Here is a 19,694-nt window from a genome sequence, read left to right on the forward strand (position 1 = left end):
CGCGGCGTCGGCGCCGACGCCGATCGAGCCGGTGCCCGCGATGACGCCGATGCCGGTGTCGAGACCGGCCGCGGGCACCAGCAGCGCCGCGTCGTTGACCACGGCGGCGGGTACGCCGAGGGCTTCGACGGCCGCCGCCAGGTGCGCGCAGTGCCGCTGGGTGTCGCAGCCCTGCGCGCCGATCCCGACGGCGGCGATCTCGTCGCCCTCGGGCACCGCGCGGGTCAGCCGTTCCAGCAGCCAGCGCGCGGCGGTGTCGACCGGCGCCGCCTCCCAGCCGTCGGCCGGCAGCGTGCGGTCAGCGCGTGGCGGCGCCGCCGGGTCGTCCAGCGGCGCCACGCGGACGGCGAGTTTGGTGCCGCCCACGTCGGCGCCGACAACGACTTTCATACGCCCGGCCGTTCGGCCGCGACCTTGATGTCGGAGTTGTGGAACACAAATTCCTCCACCTCGACTCCCCTGACCTCGGCGACCGCTTCGACGAGGATCTGTGTGACCAGGATTTCGATGATCGCACGCTGCGCGGCCGGGAGGCGCGGCACGGTCACGGGGTGCAGCAGCGGGCCGCCCCGGACGGGCTCGCTGGTGACGAGGACGACCCGGTGGCCGGAGTACGCCAGGGTCTCGGCGACGGCGAGTTCGCGGGTGTCGCCGAAGATGACGTGCACCCCGCCGCCCGCCGACTCCATCGAACCGTGCAGATACTGCCGGGTGCTCATGCCGGTCGACGGGATTCTGGCAACCTCCCGGAAGAGCAGGGCGCTCGCTTCCGCCGAGCCGACCGCGGGCCCGGTGCCGACGAAGTCCGCGGAGGTCGCGGACGCGAACAGCGGTGCCAGCGCGCGCAGTTGGGGTGTCAGGACGCGCTCGGTACGGGCGAAGACCTCGCCGAGGCGGGCCCAGCCGTCGTCGATCCGGCCGCCGTCCCAGGCGTCGGCGAGGAGGCCGAGCGCGGCGACGGTCGCGGTGTAGCCGATGGTCGACGCGTAGCTGTCGGGGATGCTGCCGAGGCCGAGCACACCGCTGGCGAGGTTCGCGATCGGCGACGGCACGACGTTGACCACCGCGAACCGTAGCGCCGGGTCGACGGAGTCCAGGACCGCGAGCGTCTCCGCGCTGCGTCCGCTCTGCGAGACGCCGACCACCGGGTGGGCGCTGGCGGGGAAGGGCAGCGGGTGGTCGCCCGCACCGAGCCGCCAGGAGTGGACGCCGCGGCTGCGCAGCGCCCAGACCGGCGCGCACGCGGCGGCCAGGCTGGCGCCGATGCCGACGAAGACCGGTCCGGGCCCCGACAGCCGGCCCGCCGCCGCCGACGCCGTGACCGCGCCGGTCAGCCGGGTGACCGCGGCGGCGAGGGCCTCCGCCTGGGTCGCGCGGGCCGCCGCGTAGGCGATGAAGCCGTCGGTCATTTCTGCTCCGTTCCTTCGGACGTCCGGGTGGTCGGATCCCAGTGCGGCGGGATCGGTGGGACAGGCGGCGCGGTGCTGTCGATCCGTACCGGCGCGCCGAGGTCGGCGGACTCCTCGATCGCGAGCATGACGTCGAGTACGTGGTAGGCCAGTTCGCCGCTGGCGCGCGGCGGTCGGCCCGCCCGGATCGCGCGGGCCATCTCCAGGACGCCCACGCCACGCCCGGCCGGGGCGCCGGCCGCGGGCACGGTCCGCCACGGCGCCTCGGGGGCGATGTCGGTCAACAGCCGTGTGGGGCCGTCGAATCCGCTGACCGGTACCTCCAGCACCCCGTCCGCGCCGGTCACTTCGAACAACTGGCGGCGTACCGGCGAGTCGAAGCTGTAGACGGACGTGCCGACCACCCCGGACGCGAAGGTGGTGAGGACGCTGAGGTGGGTGTCCACCTCGACGGGGAAGCGGGTGCCCGCGTCGGGTCCCGAGCCGACGGTGCGCTCCGCGCGCGGCCGGTGCCCGGCGGCGGTCACCGAGGCGACCGGGCCGAGGAGTTGGACGAGCGCGGTCAGGTAGTAGGGGCCGATGTCGAAGAGCGGGCCCGCGCCCTTGGCGAAGAGGAACCGCGGCCTGGGGTGCCAGGCGTCGGGTCCCGGGCCCTGCATCAGGGTCAGCACGGTCCGCGCCGGGCCGACCGCGCCGTCCGCGAGCAGCCGCGCGGCGGTCTGGATGCCGGGGCCGAGGATCGTGTCGGGCGCGTTGCCCACCGCGACCCCGGCGGCGCTCGCGGCGTCCAGGACGGCGCGGGCGCTGTCGCGGTCCAGCGTGAGCGGCTTCTCGCCCCACACGTGCTTGCCCGCCTCGATCGCGGCGAGCGCGACCTCGTCGTGGGCGGCCGGGACGGTCAGGTTGACCACGAGGTCGACGTCGTCGCGGCGCAGCACCTCGGCCGTCGTGCCGGACACCGGGACGCCGTACGCGTCGGCCTGCGCCCCGGCCCGCGCGGGGTCGAGGTCCGCGACGGCCGTGACGGCGAGGTCGGGGTAGGAGGTCAGCGAGCGCAGGTACTCGTCGGAGATGTTGCCCGCGCCGACCACCGCGACGCGGGTCGGCGTCCCGTGCGCGCTCACGCGGTCACCAGCTCGCGGAAGTAGGCGGCGTTGCGCTCCACCAGCGGCCATACGTCGCTGTGGTGGGCGACGACCTCGACGACCGGCAGTTCGAGTGCCGGGGCGGCCAGTGCCACGACCTCGGCCATCCGGTCGGTGGCGTCGACGCCGAGCACCGGCCGGTCGTTGCCCGGCTCGCGGTCCCGTACGACGTGCAGCAGCCTGACCCGGTCGCCGAGCCGGGGCAGCAGCTCGAAGACGTCGGCGCCGCCGACCCCGGCCCAGTAGACGTCCAGCTCCAGGACGACGGCCGGGTCGAGGAGTTCGGCCAGCACCTCATAGGCGGGGACGCCGTCCACGCGCTGCGCGAACTCGAAGTCGTGGTTGTGGTAGCCGATCCGCACACCGCGCGCAGCGGCCTGCTCGGCGGCCGAGTTGAGCGTGTCGGCGAGCCGCTGGACCCCGGCGCGGTCGGCGACGCTGTCGGGGGCGACCCACGGGGTGATCACCGTGCCGATGCCCAACTCCACGGCGGCGTCCACGATGTCGGCGGTCTCGTGGCGCAGTACGGAGGAGTGCGCGGTGGCCGCGTGCAGGCCGCTGTCGCGCAGGGCGGCGGCGAGCCCTGCCGGGTCGGTGAGGATGTCGTACGGCTCGGCGTGCGTGAAGCCCAGCGCCGCCAGGCGCGCGAGCGTGCCGTCGAGCCGGTCGGGCCCGAGGTCGTCACGCACGCTGTAGAGCTGGATGCCCAGCGGGTGCTCTGCCGTCATGCTCCGGCCTTTCCGTGATCGTCGTACTGCTGCTGGTGGGTGTGGTCGTGGTGGCTGCTGTGGCCCGCGCCGTGGTCTTCGTGACCGCCGTGGGTTCCGGCCGGGTGGCAGTGGTCGCCGCTCGACGGCGGGATGTCGAGGGTGGGATTGCGGCCGAAGAAGCCGTACGGCTTGAGGACGAAACCGGCCGAGTCGACCGGCATGACCGGCCAGTCCTCGGGGCGCGGGAAGTGGGTGAGCCCGAAGGTGTGCCACAGCACGATGTCGGTGCCGTCCACGTCCCGGTCGGCGGCGGTCCACGCGGGCAGTCCGGCGCCGCCGTTGTGCATGTTCACCAGGTCGCCCGCCGGGTAGTTCTCGTCCGGCGCGTACGGCGTCACCCACAGGTGCTTGGTGGCGTACGTGGCCCGCCGGTGGATGTCGGACTCCTCGTCGGCGAGCAGCACGGGCAGGCCCTCGGGGTGCAGCATCCAGCCGACCGGGTCGCCGAGCCGGTTGGTCACCGAGGGGTTGGTGATCAGCCAGGAGCGGTTGCGGGTGTTGTCGGCGAGCCGCTGTGCGCCCGCTTCGGTGCGCAGCCGGGTGACGGTCCGGGTGAAGCCGGTGCCGGTGGGGTTGGCGGGTCCGCGCGGGACGAGGGCGGCCTCGACCTCGTCCACAGCGTTGTCCGTACCGTCGACCGTCATGTCCAGCCGGGCGCTGAACAGGTGCTGGTGGTACGGGGCGCCGAGGCCGGGGGCGAGTTCCGAGGCGAAGGGGTGGCCGGGGCCCTGATAGGCCGAGGTGAAGACGACACCGGTCGCCTTGACCTCCAGTTCGATCGCGCCGTCGAGCGAGAAGTACCAGTAGAAGCCGTAGTCGTAGTTGCCGACGGTGACGAAGAAGGAGACGACCAGGCGGCGGTTGCGGCGTGAGTCGGACGAGCCGGTCCAGTTGTCGTAGTGCTTCCAGAGGATGCCGGTGTCCTCCTCGTGGACGCAGATGGCCTGCGGGACGACCCGGACCCCGCCCGCGCTGTCGGCGAGCACGGCGTCCAGGTAGGTGATGTCGCCGACGCAGTCGCAGCCCAGTTCAAGGGAGTTGGCGAAGCCGCCGAGCAGGTATTCGCCGCAGTCGAAGAAGTTCTGGAACCAGCGCTGCGGGCTCGGGTCGCCGTAGGGGACCATCATTTCCGCGATGGAGGCGCGGTAGAGCACGGGGCGCGGCACGCCCGCGTCCTCGATGGCGATGTTGTGCAGGACCAGGCCCTCGCGCTGGTCGAAGCCGATCTGGAGGGACCAGCCGAGCCAGTGCAGGACGCCGTCGTCATCGACGGTGAAGCTGGGGCCCTCGGGCTGGGTGATCTCGATGGGCTTCAGTCCCGCGCGCGGCGGCTGCCCGACCCACGCGGGGTCGTGGAAGTTGCCGTCTTCCTGGGGCACCGGCAGGTCCATGTGGTCCTGGACGTCGAGGACTTCGCGGGTGACGACGTCCACGATCACGGTGACGCCGTCCACCGGGTGCGCCCAGCCGAGGTCGTTCGGGGTCTTCTGCACGAAGGTGAAGCAGCGCTGGAGGCGGCGGCCGGTCTCGCCCTCGCCCGGCACCCCGGCCGACAGCGGATTGACCCGGAGCTGTGCGGGGTCGGTCAGGCCGCGCTTGCGCATGGCGGCGAGCCAGCGCTCGTCGCGGTGCACGATCTCCTCGACCAGCGAGAACTCGGCCAGGACGACGGGCACATGGCCGTCGGTGGCGACGTCCAGTTCCCTGGCCGTCACGACCCGGTCCTGCTCGGGGCAGACGACGGTGTCGTACGAGACACCGGTGCGCAGGTCGATGAGCATCACGCGGAAGCGGCGGGGGGCCACGTCGCCCGCGAGCAGTTCGCGCTTGTCCTGTTCCGCCAGGCCGAAGTACGAGACATGGGTGTCGGGGCCGAGGAGTCCTTCGCGCCGCAGCAGCGCGGTGGTCGCGGTGATCTCCGCCGGCCGCGGTGAGGCGAGGGCCCCGGCGAGCGCGTCGGCGCGGGCTCCCGGGACGGCCCCGGCTATGACGGACGGTTCAGGCGGGGTCGGGGTCACGAGGTCTCCGCATCTGCGAGTGGGTCCGGGCGGCAGGTCGGGGCGTGGGGAGCCGGCGGGTCGGGGCGTGACGGACGGCGGCCCGGCGTGAGGGCGGCGGCCTTCGGGTGACGGCTCATGTCGCGTTGCCGCGCGCGAAGGAGGTCCGCAGCCGGTAGCGGTCGCCCGCGTACCGGATCGCCGAGGAGAGCAGCGGGCGCTGGCTCCGGTCGCGGACGATCTGCCGCATCTCCAGCACCGGGGTGCCCGCGGCGATGGCGAGGTGTCCGGCCAGTACGTCGTCGGCCGGGCGCGCCTCGATCGTCGTATCGGCCCGGTCGAGCTGGAAGCCGAGTCCCGCGATGGTGTCGTAGAGCGAGTGGTCGGTGAAGTCGACCTGGTCGAAACCGACGGCGATGTCGGCGGGGACGAAGGACTCGTCCACCGCGATCGGCACACCGTCGAGCATGCGGACCCGGTCGACGCGGTAGAGCGGGGTGCCCGGCGCGATCTGGAACGCCTCGGCCTCGTCGAAGGTCGAGGTGCCCAGTTCGCGGCGGAGCACCCGCGAGGTCGGCACCAGGCCCATCCGGCGGGCCGTCTCGGTGAACGACTCCAGGGTGTTGGGCCACTCCTTGCGCTCGGGCACGCCGACGTACCAGCCGCGGCCGTGCGCCGGGCGCAGCACGCCCTCCTCGACCAGCGCGGTGAGCGCCTTGCGCAGGGTCACGCGGGAGATGGCGAGCATCTGGCACAGTTCGCGCTCGGGCGGCAGCCGTGAGCCGGGCTCGACCTCGCCCGCGGCGATCCGTTCCTGGAGCGCGGCCTTGGCCTGGAGCCACAGCGGCTCCGGGTAGTGCGTGGTGAGCGCCCGGGGCGCCGTGTGCTGCGTGCTCATGCCGGGACCTGGACCTTCTCCCATGTGCCCGAGCGCATGGAGGCGTAGCAGGCGTCGAGGACGCGGTTGACGACATGGCCGTCCTCGAAGGTCTCCAGCGGGGTCTCGCCGCGGGCGAAGCGGTCCACGAAGTGCCGCATCTCCTGGCTGAAGCCGTAGGCGCGGGCCTCCTCGGGCACCGGATAGACCCAGCCGGTGTCGGCGTCGGCCTTCTCCACCAGGTAGCCCGCGGGGTTCTCGATGAAGCCCCACACCGGGGTCGCCGAGGTGTCGGTGACCAACCGGCCCGCGCTGCCGACCAGTTCGTGGCGCAGTTGCATGCTGCCCTTCTCGATCCACGAGGACTCGACGGTGGCGAGCTGGCCGCCGGCGAATTTCAGCAGCGCGACGGCGGTGTCCTCGCCGGTGGTGCGGTCGGCGTGGGCGAGGGTGGCGCCCCAGGCGAAGACCTCCGTTATGGGGTTGTCCTTGCCGAAGAAGTGCCGGGCGGACTCCACGGTGTGGCAGCCCATGTCGAGCAGCGCGCCGCCGCCCGCGGTCTCCGCGTCCCAGAAGTGCGGGGCGTGCGGCCCGGAGTGCGCCTCGCGGGCGCGCAGGGTCAGCAGGTCGCCGATGGCGCCCGCGGCGACCATCTCGTGCGCCTTGGCGATGTTCGGCGAGAAGACCGAACTCTCGGCGTAGCCGTGCCAGATCCCGGCCTCGCGGACGACCCGCAGGATCTCGGCGGCCTCGTCGCCGTCGCGGGCCAGCGGCTTGGTGCAGACCACGCCCTTGCCCGCGGCGGCGACCGCCCGTACCGCCGCCAGGTGTGCCTCGTTGGGCACGGCGACCACGACGAGGTCGACGGCCGGGTCCGCGCACAGCGCCGCCATGTCGTCGTAACAGGTCGCGTCCGGCGCCCACTTGGCGGCCAGCGCCCGTGCGCGTGCGAGGTCGCGCGAACAGGCGGCGACGAGCGCCGCGTTCCGTACGTCCTGGAGAGCGTCCGCGTAGGTGTCGCCGATGAATCCGGAACCGATGAGCCCGACGCCGATCACGCGTTCCTCTTCCCTCGTCATTCTCGCCCCATGATAGCAAAGTGGTTTTGCATTGGTCTTATAAAGGTACGTCACGTAAAGACCACGGGGTACCACTGTCCGGTGCGGCGCGCATCACGCCTCCAGCAGGCCGTCGAAGGCCCGGTCCAGGTCGTGGTCGACCACCCGCAGTTCGGGGTGGGCGTCGTAGTGCGCGAGCGCTTCGCGGGCGCCCTGCGCGAAGGAGACCTCCGGCGCGAAACCGGGGACCAGCGCCCGCAGCTTGGAGGTGTCGAAGAGCATCGAGTGCCGGAAGTCGTGCTCCAGCACCTCCCGCCACCCCGGCACCAGCTCGGCGATCGACTCGCTCGACCGGTGCCGCAGCAGCGGCTCCCGCACACCGGCCGCGGCGGCCAGCGCGAGATGGATCTGGTCCCAGGTGAGGATCGCGCCGCTGACGACGTTGACGCTCTCGCCGATCGCCTGCCCGTTGCCGAGCAGCGGGACGAAGGCGCGCGCGAAGTCCCGTGAGTGCGTCAGGGACCACAGCGAGGTGCCGTCGCCGTGCACGACGACCGGCCGGCCCGCTCGCATCCGTTCGACCGCCGTCCAGCCCGCGAGCACCGGGATCACCGTGTGGTCGTAGGTGTGGAAGGGCCGCACGATCGTCAGCGGGAAGCCCGCCTCGCGGTACGCCTCCTCCAGCAGCAGCTCACAGGCGATCTTGTCCCGCGCGTAGCCGAAGTGCGGCTGGCGGCGCGGGCTGGACTCGGTGATCGGCAGCAGCGGCACCGGGCGGCCGAAGACCGAGCAGGTGCTGATGAAGACGTACTGCCCGGCCCTGCCGGCGAACAGCTCCCGGTGGTCGCGCACGTCGTCGGGTGTGAAGCCGACCCAGTTGACGACGGCGTCGAACTCCTCGCCGCCCAGCGCCGACGTGAGCGCGGCGGCGTCCCGGACGTCCGCGCGCAGCGACCGTACGCCCTCGGCCGGCGCCCGGACGGGCGCGGACCGCGTCACGATCGTCACATCGGCGCCGCGCGCGACGGCCTCGCGGGCCGCCGCGGAACCGATCATCCCGGCACCGCCGAGGAACAGCACCCTCATGCCCGCTCCTCGGTCGGCGCCGGGACGTGCGAGGCGCCGCGGGAGAGCCCGTGGCCGACCAGGTGGTCGTACGAGCGGCGCAGCGCCTCGAACGTGTCGATGTGCAGCCGCTCCAGCTCGACGATGTGCCAGCGCAGGCCGGACGGCGTGGTCAGGGTGCACGCCCAGTCGATCCGCCCCTCGCCGATGGGCACCATCACGTCGTCCTCGTAGCTGACCGCGGGGCCGTCCTTGACGTGCACGAAGCGTGCCCGGTCGCCGAGCCGGGCCAGCACCTCGGCCGGGTCGGCGCCGCCCATCTGGGCCCAGTAGGCGTCGAGTTCGACCAGTACGCGGTCGTCCAGCAGGTCGAGCAGCAGGTCGTACGCCTGCCGCCCGTCGAAGACTCGCGAGAACTCGGCGAAGTGGTTGTGGTACGCGATCCGCATCCCGCGCCCGGCGGCGCGCTCGGCGGCCTCGTTCACCCGCTCCGCACCGCGCCTGATCGCGTCCGGCGAGTCGAACTCCTCGCGTTCCATGCTCCAGACCAGCACCTCGGCGCCCAGCTCCTGGTTGGTGTCCAGCAGCGCCTCGGCGTCGGGGCCCGCGGGGAACGGGGTGTGCGCGCTGGTCAGCGCGAGCCCGGCGGACGCGACGGCGTCCCTGACCCGGGCGGGCCCGAAGTGCTCCACCAGGCCGTACGTCTCCACGCCCGCGTAACCGATCCCGGCGATCCTGGCCAGCGTGCCCTCCAGGTCGGCGCGGGCCTGGTCGAGCACCGTGTACGTCATCACACCGATCTCGGCGGTCACGCGTCCTCCTCCGTACGGCGGGCCGCCCACAGCAGGGCCTGGCGGACCAGCGCGCGCACCGGCGGCTCGCCCCACGAGCGCATGTCGTGGCCGAGCGCCAGATACACCACGCGGCCCTCGCCGGCCTCGCGGGCGTAGAGCACCGGGATCACCTCGCCGTCCGCGCGGCGCCGCGCGGCGAGCACCGTCACGTCGTCGTCGGCCAGCTCGAACTCGTAGTACTCGTCGAAGAGTTCGAAGTCGGACAGGCCGCGTGTGACCGGGTGGTCCGCGACGATCTCGACGGTGTGGCGGCCCTCGTGGTGGCCGGGGCCGTGCGAGAGGTAGCGGTTGCCGAGCAGTTCGAACAGCGGCCGGTCGGCCGGGTCGAGGCCGTCGCCCGCCCAGCCCATGATGTTGGCGCCGTGCACGCCGACCAGGCCCTTGCCCGCGCGTACGGCGTCGGCCAGCGCCTGCTGCTGCTCGGTCGCGAAGTGGCCGCCCGCGGTGTAGAAGAGGTACACGTCGGCCTCGGCGGTCTCCGGCCGCGGGTCGACGAAGCGGCTGGTGCCCATCGCCTTGCGGGTCGCGAACCCGGCCTCGGTGCCGAGCTGTTGGAAGACCTCGGCAGCGCTCAGCAGATCGTGGTGGATGTCGTCGCCGTTCACGATGACCATGGCTCTCGGGGTCGAGAGGTGTGGCATTGCGTTCCTCACAGATGGCTCGGTTCGTACGTCGTGGCGTGGCTCGGCGGCCCCCGCCCGGCCGCGGGAGGCGGGCCGGGCGGGGGCGGGGAGCGTCAGACGGGCTTGAGCCGCAGGGCGACGACGGGGTTGGGCACCGGGCTGAAGTACGGGTTCTGCGGTGTGGGGAACCCGGTCGCCTTGGCGGTGCTCCAGTTGCCGTAGCTGCCCCAGTAGAACATCGGGATCCACGGCAGGTTCTCGACGAAGATCTCCTCGATCCTGTTGATGATCTGCTGCCGCTGCTCGTCCGTGGTCGCCTTGGGGTACTCGGTGAACAGCGTCGCGGCCTCGGCGTTCTGGAAGCGCTCGATGTTCTGGAAGGTCGGCGTCGCCTTGCCGACCGGGTAGTACAGATTCGGGTTGATCGTGTCGTTGTAGTACGAGAAGGCGCGCGGCGCGGAGTCGACCGGGTAGCCCATCGTGGAGTCGAAGTTCCCCTTGGACGTCAGCCCGTTGATGTCGTTGACCGTGGTCGTGTCGACGTTGAGCTTGATGCCGATGTCCTTGAGCTGCGAGACCAGCACCTGCACGCGCGCGGCGATGTCGGTGTACGCGGAGGGGAAGCTGATCGAGAACTCGACGCGCTTGCCGTCCTTGCGGTAGTAGCCGTCGCCGCCCTTGGCGTATCCGGCGTCGGTCAGCGTCTTGTGCGCCTTGTCGACGTCCTGGACGAAGTCGACTCCCTTGTACTGCGGGGCGATCGAGGAGGTGTAGGCGGGCATCGGCAGACCGGTGACGCTGGTGGCGGGCGGCGCGCCGCTGGCCGCGCCGACCTGCTTGCGGTTCACGCCGAGGCTGATCGCCCTGCGCACCGCGATGTCGCTGAGCGGCCAGCGCTCCAGGTTGGGGATGATGCCGTCGGTTCCGGCGATCGGCGCCCAGTAGTTGTAGTGCTTGTTCCGGCTGAGATACGTCTTCTCGGCGTTGGCGATGTACGTGCCGCCCCAGTCCGCGAGGCCCTGGACGAGCGCGTTGGTCATGCTCTCGTTGTCCTTGTACGCCACGAACCGCAGCGAGCCGATCTCCGCCTTCGGCTGCCAGTAGTCCTCGTTGCGCACCAGCAGGAAGCTCTGCGCGGAGAACGACGACAGCTTGAAGGGACCGGTCCCCACAGGGTCCTTGTCGGTGTACGTCGTCGGGTCCTTGACCTTCGACCACAGGTGCCGGGGGACGATCGGCGCCGACACGATGTTCGTGAAGTGCTGCTCGGAGGGCGCGGGGAAGGCGAAGACGACCTGCGCGGGACCGGGCGCGGTGACCGAACTGAAGTCGACGCCCAGCAGGTTGAGCCCCGGGTACCGCTTGAGCATCGAGTACGTGAAGACGACGTCGTCGGCGGAGAACGGGGTGCCGTCGGTCCACTTCACACCGGTCTGGAGCTCCATCGTCAGCGTCTTGTTGCCGTCCGACCAGCGCCAGGACTTGGCGAGCCACGGCAGGTCGCGCCCGATGTCGACGGTGTTGATCTGCACCAGCGGCTCGTAGATGAAGCCGCCCTGGCCCTGCGGGGTGTAGGTCAGGCTCTGCGCGGTGTTGGCCAGGAACGGGTTGAAGACCTGCGTGAGGTTGTCGGACTGGCCTGCCACGGTGAGCATGCCCTTGGCGGAGCCCGAGCCTCCCGCGGTTCCCGAACAGGCCGACAGGGCAAGGGTTCCCGCGCCCGCGAGGGCGCCTGCGAGAAGACCGCGTCTCGTCATTCCTGACGCGATCGACGACTGCGTTGTGGTCACTGTGCGTCTGCTCCTTCGGAGGTAGGGACAGCGGAATCGGGTGTGGGGAGAGCGGGTTCGTCGACAGTGGGGTCGGTGACCGCGGGAGCGGTGATCGTGGGGTCGGCGCCGGCGGGCCGCGCTGCGGCGAAGGCGGTGACGGCTGCCGCGTTCTCGGCGCGCCGCCCGCGCGCCTGCTCGTCGTCCGCGTACAGCCAGCAGCGGGCGGTGTGGCCGTCGGTCAGGTCGAAGGACGGCGGGATGTCGGTGGCGCAGCGCTCCATCGCGTACGGACAGCGCGGGTGGAAACGGCAGCCGCCCGGCGGGGAGATGAGGCTGGGCGGCTGCCCGATGTCCTTGACCCGCGCGGCGCCGCCCCGCGAGGGATCGGGCGCCGAGGCGATCAGGAGCTGGGTGTACGGATGCGCCGCCTGCTGGGTGACCGCCTCTGAGGGGCCGGTCTCGATGACCTCGCCCGCGTACATCACGGCGGTGTCGGCCGCGAAGTACCGCGCGGAGGCGATGTCGTGGGTGACGTACAGCATCGCGACGTCGCGCTCCTCGGTGAGGCGCCGCAGCAGGTTGAGGATGCCGAGGCGGATGGAGACGTCGAGGCTGGAGACCGGTTCGTCGGCGAGGAACACCTCGGGGTCGGCCGCCAGGGCGCGGGCGATGGAGAGCCGCTGGAGCTGGCCGCCGGACAGTTCGTGCGGGTACTTCTCGGTGAACTGCCGTGGCGGCACGAGGTTGATCTGCTGGAGCAGGTCGTCGATGACGGCGGTCTGCTCCTTGCCGCGCTTGCCGGGGTGGTGGATGGCCACCGCGCGCTTGAGGGTGCCCGCGATGGTGGCGACCGGGTTGAAGGACGCGAAGGGGTCCTGGAGGATCAACTGCACCTGGCGGACGTGGTCGCGAAAGGCCCGGCCGCGCGGCGACTTCACGGGGACGCCGTGCAGCCGCACCTCCCCGCTGGTGACCGGATAGAGCTGGGCGAGCAGCCGGGCGAGCGTCGACTTGCCGGAGCCCGACTCGCCGACCAGCGCGGTGATCCGGCCCGCGTACAGGCTCAGGCTGACGTTCTCCACGGCGTGCACGACCTGCGGTGCCGCGCCGCGGCGCAGCCGTCCGCCGCGTACCGGGAAGTGCTTGGTCACGTTGACCGCTTCGAGCACCGGCCGGGCGCCGTCAACGGCACGGCTGTCGCGGGCGGCGGCCCCGCCGTTCTTCTTCGTCACGTCGCCGCTCATCGCATCTCACCTGTCACGAGTCGGTCCTGGTTCCGGGCGCCGTCCGCGTGCAGCAGACAGGCGGCGTGCGAGGTGGCGCCGTCCGGCCCGGTGATCCGCAGGAGCGGCGGTACGTGGCTCCCGCAGGCGTCGAAGGCGAGCGGGCAGCGCGGCTGGAAGGCGCAGCCGCTGGGCAGCCTGCGCAGGTCGGGCGGCGAGCCGACGATGCCGGTCAGCTCCCGCTTGGGGCCGCCGAGGGTCGGGAAGGACGCCAGCAGGCCCCGGCTGTACGGGTGTTGGGGGCGGCGGTAGAAGTCGTCGGCCGCCGCCGTCTCGACGATCCTGCCGCCGTACATCACGGCGATCGTGTCGGAGAGTTCGATCAGCAGCGACAGGTCGTGGGTGATGAAGACGACCGAGAAGCCGAGCCGGTCCTTCAGCTCCATGATCTTCTCGATGATCTGCCGCTGGATGACGACGTCGAGGGCGGTGGTCGGCTCGTCCATCACGATGATCTCGGGGTCGAGCGCGAGGCCGATCGCGATCATCGCGCGCTGCCGCATGCCGCCGGACAGCTCGTGCGGGTAGGAGCCCGACCGGTCGGCGGGGATGCCGACGATGCCGAGGAGTTCGACCACCCGGGCGGCCCGTTCCTGCCGGGTCATCCGCGGCCGGTGCGCGACGATGACGTCCTCGATCTGCTCGCCGATCCGCATGATCGGGTTGAGCGCGTGCATGGCCGACTGGAAGACGATCGACAGCTCCTCCCAGCGAAAGCCCCGCAGTTCGGCGTCGCCCATCGCGAGCACGTCCACGGTGTCGCCGTCGGGCTTGGTGTAGACGATCTGCCCCTGGGTGATCTCGGCGGGCGGCTTGTGCAGCCGGGTGATGGCGTACGCGAGGGTGGACTTGCCCGAGCCCGACTCGCCCGCGATGCCGAGGACTTCGCCGCGCCGCAGGGTGAACGACACGTCGCTGACCGCCGGGGTGCGCTCACCGCCGTCGCCGACGTACTCCACCCGCAGGTCGCGGACGTCGAGGACGACGTCGGTGCTGTCCGGGGTGAAGGGCGTGACCTCGGTACGGCGTTCGGCCGGGGCGTGGTTCCTGATCCGGCGGGCGCGCTTGGCGGCGACCTGGCCGCGCTGGGCCTTCTTGGTGCCGATCCCGGCCTGGCGCAGCCGGGGGTTGATGAACTCGTCGATGCCGAAGTTGACCAGCGACAGGGCCGTGCCGAGCAGGGCGATGGCCAGGCCCGCGGGAACGAACCACCACCAGGCGCCGGTCAGCAGCGCGCTGCCGGTCTGGGCCCAGTACAGGATCGTGCCCCACGACCACTGGGTGACGTCGGCGAGGCCGAGGAAGGCCAGGGTCGCCTGGGTGAGGATCGCGAAGTTGACGGTGCCGAGGAAGGACGCGGCGATCACCGCGAGCTGGTTCGGCAGGATGTCCTTGAGGATGATCCGCCAGGTCTTGTCGCCGGTGGCGCGGGCGGCCTCCACGAAGTCGCGTTTGCGCAGCGACAGCGTCTGCGCCCGCAGCACCCGCGCTCCCCAGGCCCAGCCGGTGAGCGTGATGACCAGGATGATGCCGAGCGAGCCGCTGTGCGGCAGATACGCGGCCAGGATGATCGTCAGCGGCACGCTGGGCAGCACCAGGAACACGTTGGCCAGCAGCGACAGCACCTCGTCGCCGAGGCCGCCGACGTATCCGGCGGTGACGCCGACGACCACCGACAAGAAGGTGGCGAGGACCGCTGCGCCCAGGCCGACGAGCATCGAGGCGCGGGCGCCGTAGAGCATCTGCGACAGGACGTCCTGGCCGTTCTGGGTGGTGCCGAGCCAGTGCGCGGTATTCGGTCCGACGAGGGTGTCGTCGCTGACCGTCGAGGGGTCGTACGGCGAGATCCACGGCGCGACGACGGCCAGGACGACGAAGATCAGCACGACCGCGAGACCGATGAGGGTCAGCGGTGAGCGCAGCAGGCGCGACCGGAGGCGGGCGGGCCCGCCGGCGGGCTCGGCGGCGGTGTCGTCGGTGGCGGCGGGGTCGGCGGGGTCCGCCTCGGCGAGGGCGGCGGCTTGCACGGCCATGGATCAGCTCTCCCTTGTCCTCGGGTCGAGGAACACGTACGCGATGTCGGCGATCAGGTTGGCGATCAGCACCAGCACGGTGATGAGCAGGAAGATCGCGGACATCAGGGGGTAGTCGGCCGCCTGTGCGGCCTTGAACAGCACCGACCCGATGCCGGGGTAGTTGAAGACGACCTCGGTGACGATGGAGCCGCCGATCACGAAGCCGAGCGACATGGCGAAGCCGGAGAAGGACGGCAGCATCGCGTTGCGGGCGGCGTAGGTGTACATCACCCGGCGCCTGGGGAGCCCCTTGGCCTCGGCGAGCCGTACGTAGTCCTCGCTGAGCGTGGTGACCATCATGTTGCGCATGCTGATCAGCCAGCCGCCCACGGAGGCGACGGTGATGGTGACGGCGGGCAGGACGGCGTAGTTGACCGCGCTGCCGATGAATCCGGCGTTCAGGCCGATGGTCTGGTCGAGCCCGTAACCGCCGGACAGCGGGAACCACTTGAGGGTGATCGCGAAGACGTACACGATCATGATCGCGAACCAGAAGTACGGGATCGACGACAGGAAGGTGGTGATCGGTATCAGCGAGTCGAGCCAGGTGCCGCGCTTCCAGCCGACGAGCATGCCGAGCGTGGTGCCGATGACGAAGCCGAGCACCGTGCAGATGGTGACCAGGATCAGCGTCCAGTACATGCTCTGCCCGAGCACGGTGCTCACCTGCGAGGGGTAGTAGGCGTACGAGGTGCCGAAGTCGCCGGTGAAGATGCTGTGCCAGTAACTGACGTACTGCTCCCACAGGTTCTTGTCGGACTCGCCGAACAGCACCCGCAGCGCCTGGACCGCGGAGGGGCTGAGCTTCCCGTGGAACTGCTGGATCAGGTTGTCCGCGGGATTTCCCGGCATGACGCGCGGGATGACGAAGTTGAGGCTGATGGCCGCCCACGCCGTGAGCAGGTAGAAACAGATCTTCCGGAAAAGGATGCGCATGGGTCAGTTCCCTCGGGCTTCGAGGCGGCACGCCCAGCGGGCCGCGCGCCGGACGAGAAGGCGCACGGCGGGTTCTCCCCAGCTCCGCATGTCGTGGCCCAACTGGAGGTAGCAGACACGTCCGTCCCCGAATTCGCGGACGTGCAGCAGGGGTTCGGTGCCGCCGGGGGTCGTACGGCGGGCGAGGGTCAGCACGCCGGGCGCGGTCTCGACGTGGTAGTGCTCGTGCGTCAGCTCGAACGGCGGTATTCCGGCGGTCAGTTCGTGTGCGCCGTCGAGGGCGACGGTGAACCGGCTCTCGTGGGGCGGTGGCCCGTGCGAGACGTACCGGCTGCCGACCAGGTCGAACAGGTCCGCGTCCACGGTGGTGGAGTGCAGGGCGATCAGTCCGGCGCCGCCGCGCACCGCGCGGGCCAGGCTCGCGCGCTGTGCGTCGGTGAAGCGGCCCAACGCGGTGTAGAGCACGATGAGTTCGGCGTCGACCGGGCCGTCGAAGCGGCCGGTGCCGACGGCGGTACGGGAGACGAATCCCTCGTCGGTCAGCAGGGTCCGCACTTCGCGGGCGGCGGTGAAGAGGTCTTCGTACACGTCGTCGCCGCTGAAGACAGCGAGGGCGGTGGGGCTGGCGGTTCTCGGCATCGTCGGGCCGCTCGTTTCAGTAGGTGGAGCGCAGTTCGCCGGTAGGGCTCCAGAAGCCCTGCGCACGCCCGCTGAGCAGGGCGTTGTCCATGCGGTCGAGCGGCAGCGGCACGCGCCGCCGGGACCGGCTGCTCTCGTAGGTCGCGAAGACCAGTTCGGCGCCGCGCAGGCCGTACTCGGCGTCGAGGGCGGGCTTGCCGCCGGTGCGCAGGCTGTCGACCGCGTCCCGCACCGCCTCGGCCGTGGCCGCCACGATCGCCGGGTCGACGCCCCGGTCCCAGGTGCGGGAGTCGGTGTCGAAGGGTGAGTCGTGGACCAGGTCGTCCTTGCCGAAGCGCTGGATCAGGCAGCGCGCGCCGCGGATGTCGGCGCGCCCGCGGGCGCCCTGGATGATCAGCCCCAGGTTGTTCTGGAGGTTGAGGACCGGGGTGTGCGGTTCGCGCCCGGTGGAGACCACCGCGCGGACGCCGTCGGCCCAGCCGATCTGGGTGACCGACGCGGTCTCGACGAAGGCGCCGTAGACGTAGCGGTCGAGCGTCACGTCGAGTTGGCCGAAGACCCACTCCGGTGCGGTGTCGCCGCGGTGGAAGAGGATCAGATCGAGGATGTGGGTGCCCCAGTCGAAGAGGTTCGGGCAGTACCCCTCGATCGTCACGACCTCGCCGATCTCGCCCCCGGCGACGGCTTCGCGGGCGAAGCGCTGCACGGCCTCGAAGCGGCGCTGGAGGTTGAAGGTCAGTTGCACCCCGGCCTCGGCGGCGACCCGGCTCATCTCCAGGGCCTCGCCGTACGACAGCGCGACCGGCTTCTCGCAGTGCACCGCGCGGACCCCGGCCGCCGCCGCGGCCCGGACGATCTCCGGGTGCAGGGCGGGCGGTGTGCAGACGCTGACGACGTCGGGCCGTTCCAGGACGAGCAGTTCGCGGTAGTCGCGGTACGTCCGCGGTACGCCCAGCTCCCCCGCCAGGTCGTCCGCGGTCCGCTCGTCGACGTCGGCGAGGGCGACGAGTTCGACGCCCGGCACCGCCCGCAAGCCGAGGCCGTGTACCCGGCCCTGCGAACCCGCGCCGATGACTGCCGCGGTGACGGATGCCATCCGCTCTCCTCCCCTGAGTCCCGCCTGAAGTGAGTCCCACCAGGACCGCTTCCGGGGCTCCCGAAGCTCTCGAGGGCCCGGAATGCGGTCATTGGTATGTGCCAAAGCCATACCACTTGCCGCCATCGTAATACGAAAGCCGATCCTGTCTAGAGGGTGAAGCAGACCAGAATGCCGGGGAAACTGGGCACACTTCGCACTTTTCAGCCACAGACAGGCATAATTCGGCCGTCGACTCGGCTGGATACCTACGACACCACTACTGACCACATAGGACCACTTCGCTACGCTGGTGCCCGGACGTCACACCACTCAGGCCAGGAGATCCGTATGAAGATCAGCCAGCTCGTCGGCCCGCGCACCTCGGAGGTCGTCGCGGCCGACGACCCGGTCCCCGGCGCCGACCAGGTGCTGGTCGAGGTGCTGGCCAGCGGGGTCTGCACCTCCGACATCGGGCCGTGGCTCTCGCACGACCCGGCCGCCCCGCCGGTCAGGCTGGGCCACGAGATCGTGGGGCGGGTGGTCGGCACCGGCCGGGACGCGGGCCGTTGGGCGCCGGGCGATCTGGTGACCGGGCTCGGCGGCGAGGGATTCGCGACGCTCGCCGTCATGGACGCGCACGCCGTCCTGCCGGTACCGGCCGGGATCGAGCCCGCGCACGCGATCGGCGAACCGGTCGCCGACCTGGAGGAGGCGCTGTCCCGTACGGGCGTGCGCGCGGGCGACCGGGTCGCCGTCGTCGGCCTCGGCTTCATGGGCCTCGGCCTGGTCCAGCTCGCCAAGCGGCACGCGCCGGGGCTGCTGGTGGGCGTCGACCCCGATCCGGCCCGCCGCGAGCGCGCCCTGCGGCTCGGCGCCGACCTCGCCTTCGCCCCCGACGACCTCCCGGAGGAGTACCGGAAGGACACCGGACGGGCGACGGACGCGCGGCTCGCCGTCGTCCTGGAGGCGACCGGCACGACGAGCGGGCTCAGCACGGCCGGCAGCCTGGTGCGGCCCTTCGGCACCCTGTGCGTCGTCGGCTACCACCACACCGGCGACGCGATGATGGACATGGACCTCTGGTACAAGGCCGTCACCGTCGTCAACGGCTTCTGCCCGGACCGCACCCGGCTGATGGGCGCCATGCGCGACGCGCTCGCGCTGATCGGCGAACGCCGCTTCAGCTACGCGCCGTTGGTCACCCACCGCTTCGGCCTCGAAGGCGTGGACGACGCCTTCCGCACCATGACGGCGGCCGGCCCCGACTACGTCAAGGGAGTGCTGGTGCTCTGACCGCGCACACGGCCCAGGTCGGAACACCGGTCGGACCACCGGTTGGAACACCGGTCGGAACACCGGTCCGACCTCGGCCGTACGGCTGCCCGCGGCTCAGCCGTGCGAGCGCGCGAAGGACGTACGCAGCCGGTACCGGTCGCCCGCGTACTGGATCGTGGACTCGAACAGCGGCTCCTCCTCGGGGCCGACCGCGATCTGGTGCATGACCAGAAGCGGATCGCCCGAGGCCATGTCGAGCTGTCCCGCGGCGCGGTCGTCGGCCTTGGTCGCCTCGATCGTGCTGTCCGCGCGGACCGGCTCGACCCCGGCGGCGGAAAGCGTCGCGTACAGCGAGCGGTCCGCGAAATCGACGTCCTCGATGCCGGGCACCAGCGCGAGCGGAATTCGCGTCAGGTCCAGCGCTATCGGAACACCGTCGAGCAGCCGTACCCGCTCCAGCCGGAACAGCGGAGTGCCGGGCGCGATACCGAGCCGCTCCGCCTCGTCGATGCTGGCCGGGCTCGCCTGTGCCATTAATACCTTGGAGTGCGGCTTCAACCCCATTCGTGCCGCGGTCTCGCTGAAGGATTCCAGGCTGTTCGGCCATTCCTTCTTCGGCGCCGACTGCGTCACGTACCAGCCACGGCCGTGGGACGCGCTGAGCACGCCCTCCTCCACCAGGTGCCCCAGGGCTTTCCTCAGCGTGACCCGGCTGATGCCCAGTTGACGGCAGAGCTCCCGCTCGGGCGCCAGCCGCATTCCCGGCCTCAGCTCGCCCCGGTCGATTTCGCTGCGGATCAAATTCACTGCCTGGATCCACAGGGGTTCTGGATAGCCC

The 19,694-nt window shown here is 71.4% G+C and carries 17 protein-coding genes and 2 pseudogenes; 1 reads left to right on the forward strand and 18 read right to left on the reverse strand.

All coding sequences use genetic code 11. The features are described from left to right. From BGM09_RS18640 to BGM09_RS18715, 17 genes and pseudogenes are all read right to left on the reverse strand, one after another. Positions 1-390, reverse strand: a pseudogene (locus tag BGM09_RS18640) (ATPase); the annotation flags it as partial. Further along, positions 387-1,409: an SIS domain-containing protein gene (locus BGM09_RS18645; RefSeq protein ID WP_188282763.1), complete on the reverse strand. Its 1,023-nt coding sequence runs from the start codon at positions 1,407-1,409 to the stop codon at positions 387-389. The pseudogene BGM09_RS18640 and the gene BGM09_RS18645, both read right to left, overlap by 4 nt. Then, complete coding sequence (locus BGM09_RS18650; RefSeq protein WP_317452771.1) at positions 1,406-2,533, reverse strand: Gfo/Idh/MocA family oxidoreductase; 1,128 nt, start codon at positions 2,531-2,533, stop codon at positions 1,406-1,408. The genes BGM09_RS18645 and BGM09_RS18650 overlap by 4 nt, the downstream gene beginning before the upstream one ends. Then, positions 2,530-3,282 carry a sugar phosphate isomerase/epimerase family protein gene (locus tag BGM09_RS18655; protein ID WP_188282765.1) on the reverse strand — a complete coding sequence of 251 codons (753 nt, stop codon included), beginning with the start codon at positions 3,280-3,282 and terminating at the stop codon, positions 2,530-2,532. Before BGM09_RS18655 ends, BGM09_RS18650 begins: the two co-directional genes overlap by 4 nt. Then, the gene (locus BGM09_RS18660; protein ID WP_317452772.1) at positions 3,279-5,342 is read right to left on the reverse strand and encodes a primary-amine oxidase; all 2,064 of its coding nucleotides are present in this window, start codon (positions 5,340-5,342) and stop codon (positions 3,279-3,281) included. The genes BGM09_RS18655 and BGM09_RS18660 overlap by 4 nt, the downstream gene beginning before the upstream one ends. A 115-nt stretch (positions 5,343-5,457) precedes the next feature. Next, the gene (locus BGM09_RS18665) at positions 5,458-6,219 is read right to left on the reverse strand and encodes a GntR family transcriptional regulator (RefSeq protein WP_188282766.1); all 762 of its coding nucleotides are present in this window, start codon (positions 6,217-6,219) and stop codon (positions 5,458-5,460) included. After that, a complete protein-coding gene (locus tag BGM09_RS18670; RefSeq protein ID WP_223187234.1) occupies positions 6,216-7,277 on the reverse strand; it encodes a Gfo/Idh/MocA family protein in 1,062 nt (353 codons plus the stop codon). The genes BGM09_RS18665 and BGM09_RS18670 overlap by 4 nt, the downstream gene beginning before the upstream one ends. A 93-nt stretch (positions 7,278-7,370) precedes the next feature. Then, positions 7,371-8,342 carry an NAD-dependent epimerase/dehydratase family protein gene (locus BGM09_RS18675; protein ID WP_188282767.1) on the reverse strand — a complete coding sequence of 324 codons (972 nt, stop codon included), beginning with the start codon at positions 8,340-8,342 and terminating at the stop codon, positions 7,371-7,373. Then, positions 8,339-9,133, reverse strand: a complete 795-nt coding sequence (locus BGM09_RS18680) for a sugar phosphate isomerase/epimerase (RefSeq protein WP_317452773.1) — start codon at positions 9,131-9,133, stop codon at positions 8,339-8,341. Before BGM09_RS18680 ends, BGM09_RS18675 begins: the two co-directional genes overlap by 4 nt. Continuing rightward, complete coding sequence (locus tag BGM09_RS18685) at positions 9,130-9,789, reverse strand: ThuA domain-containing protein (RefSeq protein WP_188282768.1); 660 nt, start codon at positions 9,787-9,789, stop codon at positions 9,130-9,132. The genes BGM09_RS18680 and BGM09_RS18685 overlap by 4 nt, the downstream gene beginning before the upstream one ends. A gap of 122 nt (positions 9,790-9,911) precedes the next feature. Beyond that, positions 9,912-11,588 carry an ABC transporter substrate-binding protein gene (locus BGM09_RS18690; RefSeq protein WP_317452774.1) on the reverse strand — a complete coding sequence of 559 codons (1,677 nt, stop codon included), beginning with the start codon at positions 11,586-11,588 and terminating at the stop codon, positions 9,912-9,914. Further along, positions 11,585-12,814 carry an ABC transporter ATP-binding protein gene (locus BGM09_RS18695; RefSeq protein WP_188282769.1) on the reverse strand — a complete coding sequence of 410 codons (1,230 nt, stop codon included), beginning with the start codon at positions 12,812-12,814 and terminating at the stop codon, positions 11,585-11,587. Before BGM09_RS18695 ends, BGM09_RS18690 begins: the two co-directional genes overlap by 4 nt. After that, positions 12,811-13,818 carry an ABC transporter ATP-binding protein gene (locus tag BGM09_RS37795; RefSeq protein WP_223187238.1) on the reverse strand — a complete coding sequence of 336 codons (1,008 nt, stop codon included), beginning with the start codon at positions 13,816-13,818 and terminating at the stop codon, positions 12,811-12,813. Before BGM09_RS37795 ends, BGM09_RS18695 begins: the two co-directional genes overlap by 4 nt. A 207-nt stretch (positions 13,819-14,025) precedes the next feature. After that, positions 14,026-14,886 (reverse strand): annotated as a pseudogene (locus tag BGM09_RS37800) (ABC transporter permease); the annotation flags it as partial. A 3-nt stretch (positions 14,887-14,889) separates the two neighbouring features. Continuing rightward, positions 14,890-15,864 carry an ABC transporter permease gene (locus tag BGM09_RS18705; RefSeq protein ID WP_188282771.1) on the reverse strand — a complete coding sequence of 325 codons (975 nt, stop codon included), beginning with the start codon at positions 15,862-15,864 and terminating at the stop codon, positions 14,890-14,892. A gap of 3 nt (positions 15,865-15,867) precedes the next feature. Continuing rightward, a complete protein-coding gene (locus BGM09_RS18710; protein ID WP_188282772.1) occupies positions 15,868-16,503 on the reverse strand; it encodes a ThuA domain-containing protein in 636 nt (211 codons plus the stop codon). 16 nt (positions 16,504-16,519) lie between these two features. Further along, positions 16,520-17,599, reverse strand: coding sequence for a Gfo/Idh/MocA family protein (locus tag BGM09_RS18715; RefSeq protein ID WP_188282773.1), 1,080 nt, complete (start codon positions 17,597-17,599; stop codon positions 16,520-16,522). Positions 17,600-17,929: 330 nt separating this feature from the next. Between BGM09_RS18715 and BGM09_RS18720 the strand changes: the two genes are divergently transcribed. After that, the gene (locus tag BGM09_RS18720) at positions 17,930-18,874 is read left to right on the forward strand and encodes a zinc-dependent alcohol dehydrogenase (RefSeq protein ID WP_188282774.1); all 945 of its coding nucleotides are present in this window, start codon (positions 17,930-17,932) and stop codon (positions 18,872-18,874) included. A 96-nt stretch (positions 18,875-18,970) separates the two neighbouring features. Here the strand turns inward: BGM09_RS18720 and BGM09_RS18725 are convergent, their stop codons facing one another. Then, positions 18,971-19,663, reverse strand: a complete 693-nt coding sequence (locus BGM09_RS18725) for a GntR family transcriptional regulator (protein WP_411158332.1) — start codon at positions 19,661-19,663, stop codon at positions 18,971-18,973. Positions 19,664-19,694 lie beyond the last annotated feature (31 nt).

The organism is Streptomyces sp. CBMA29, from assembly GCF_014596445.1.
In the GTDB taxonomy this organism is placed as follows: domain Bacteria; phylum Actinomycetota; class Actinomycetes; order Streptomycetales; family Streptomycetaceae; genus Actinacidiphila.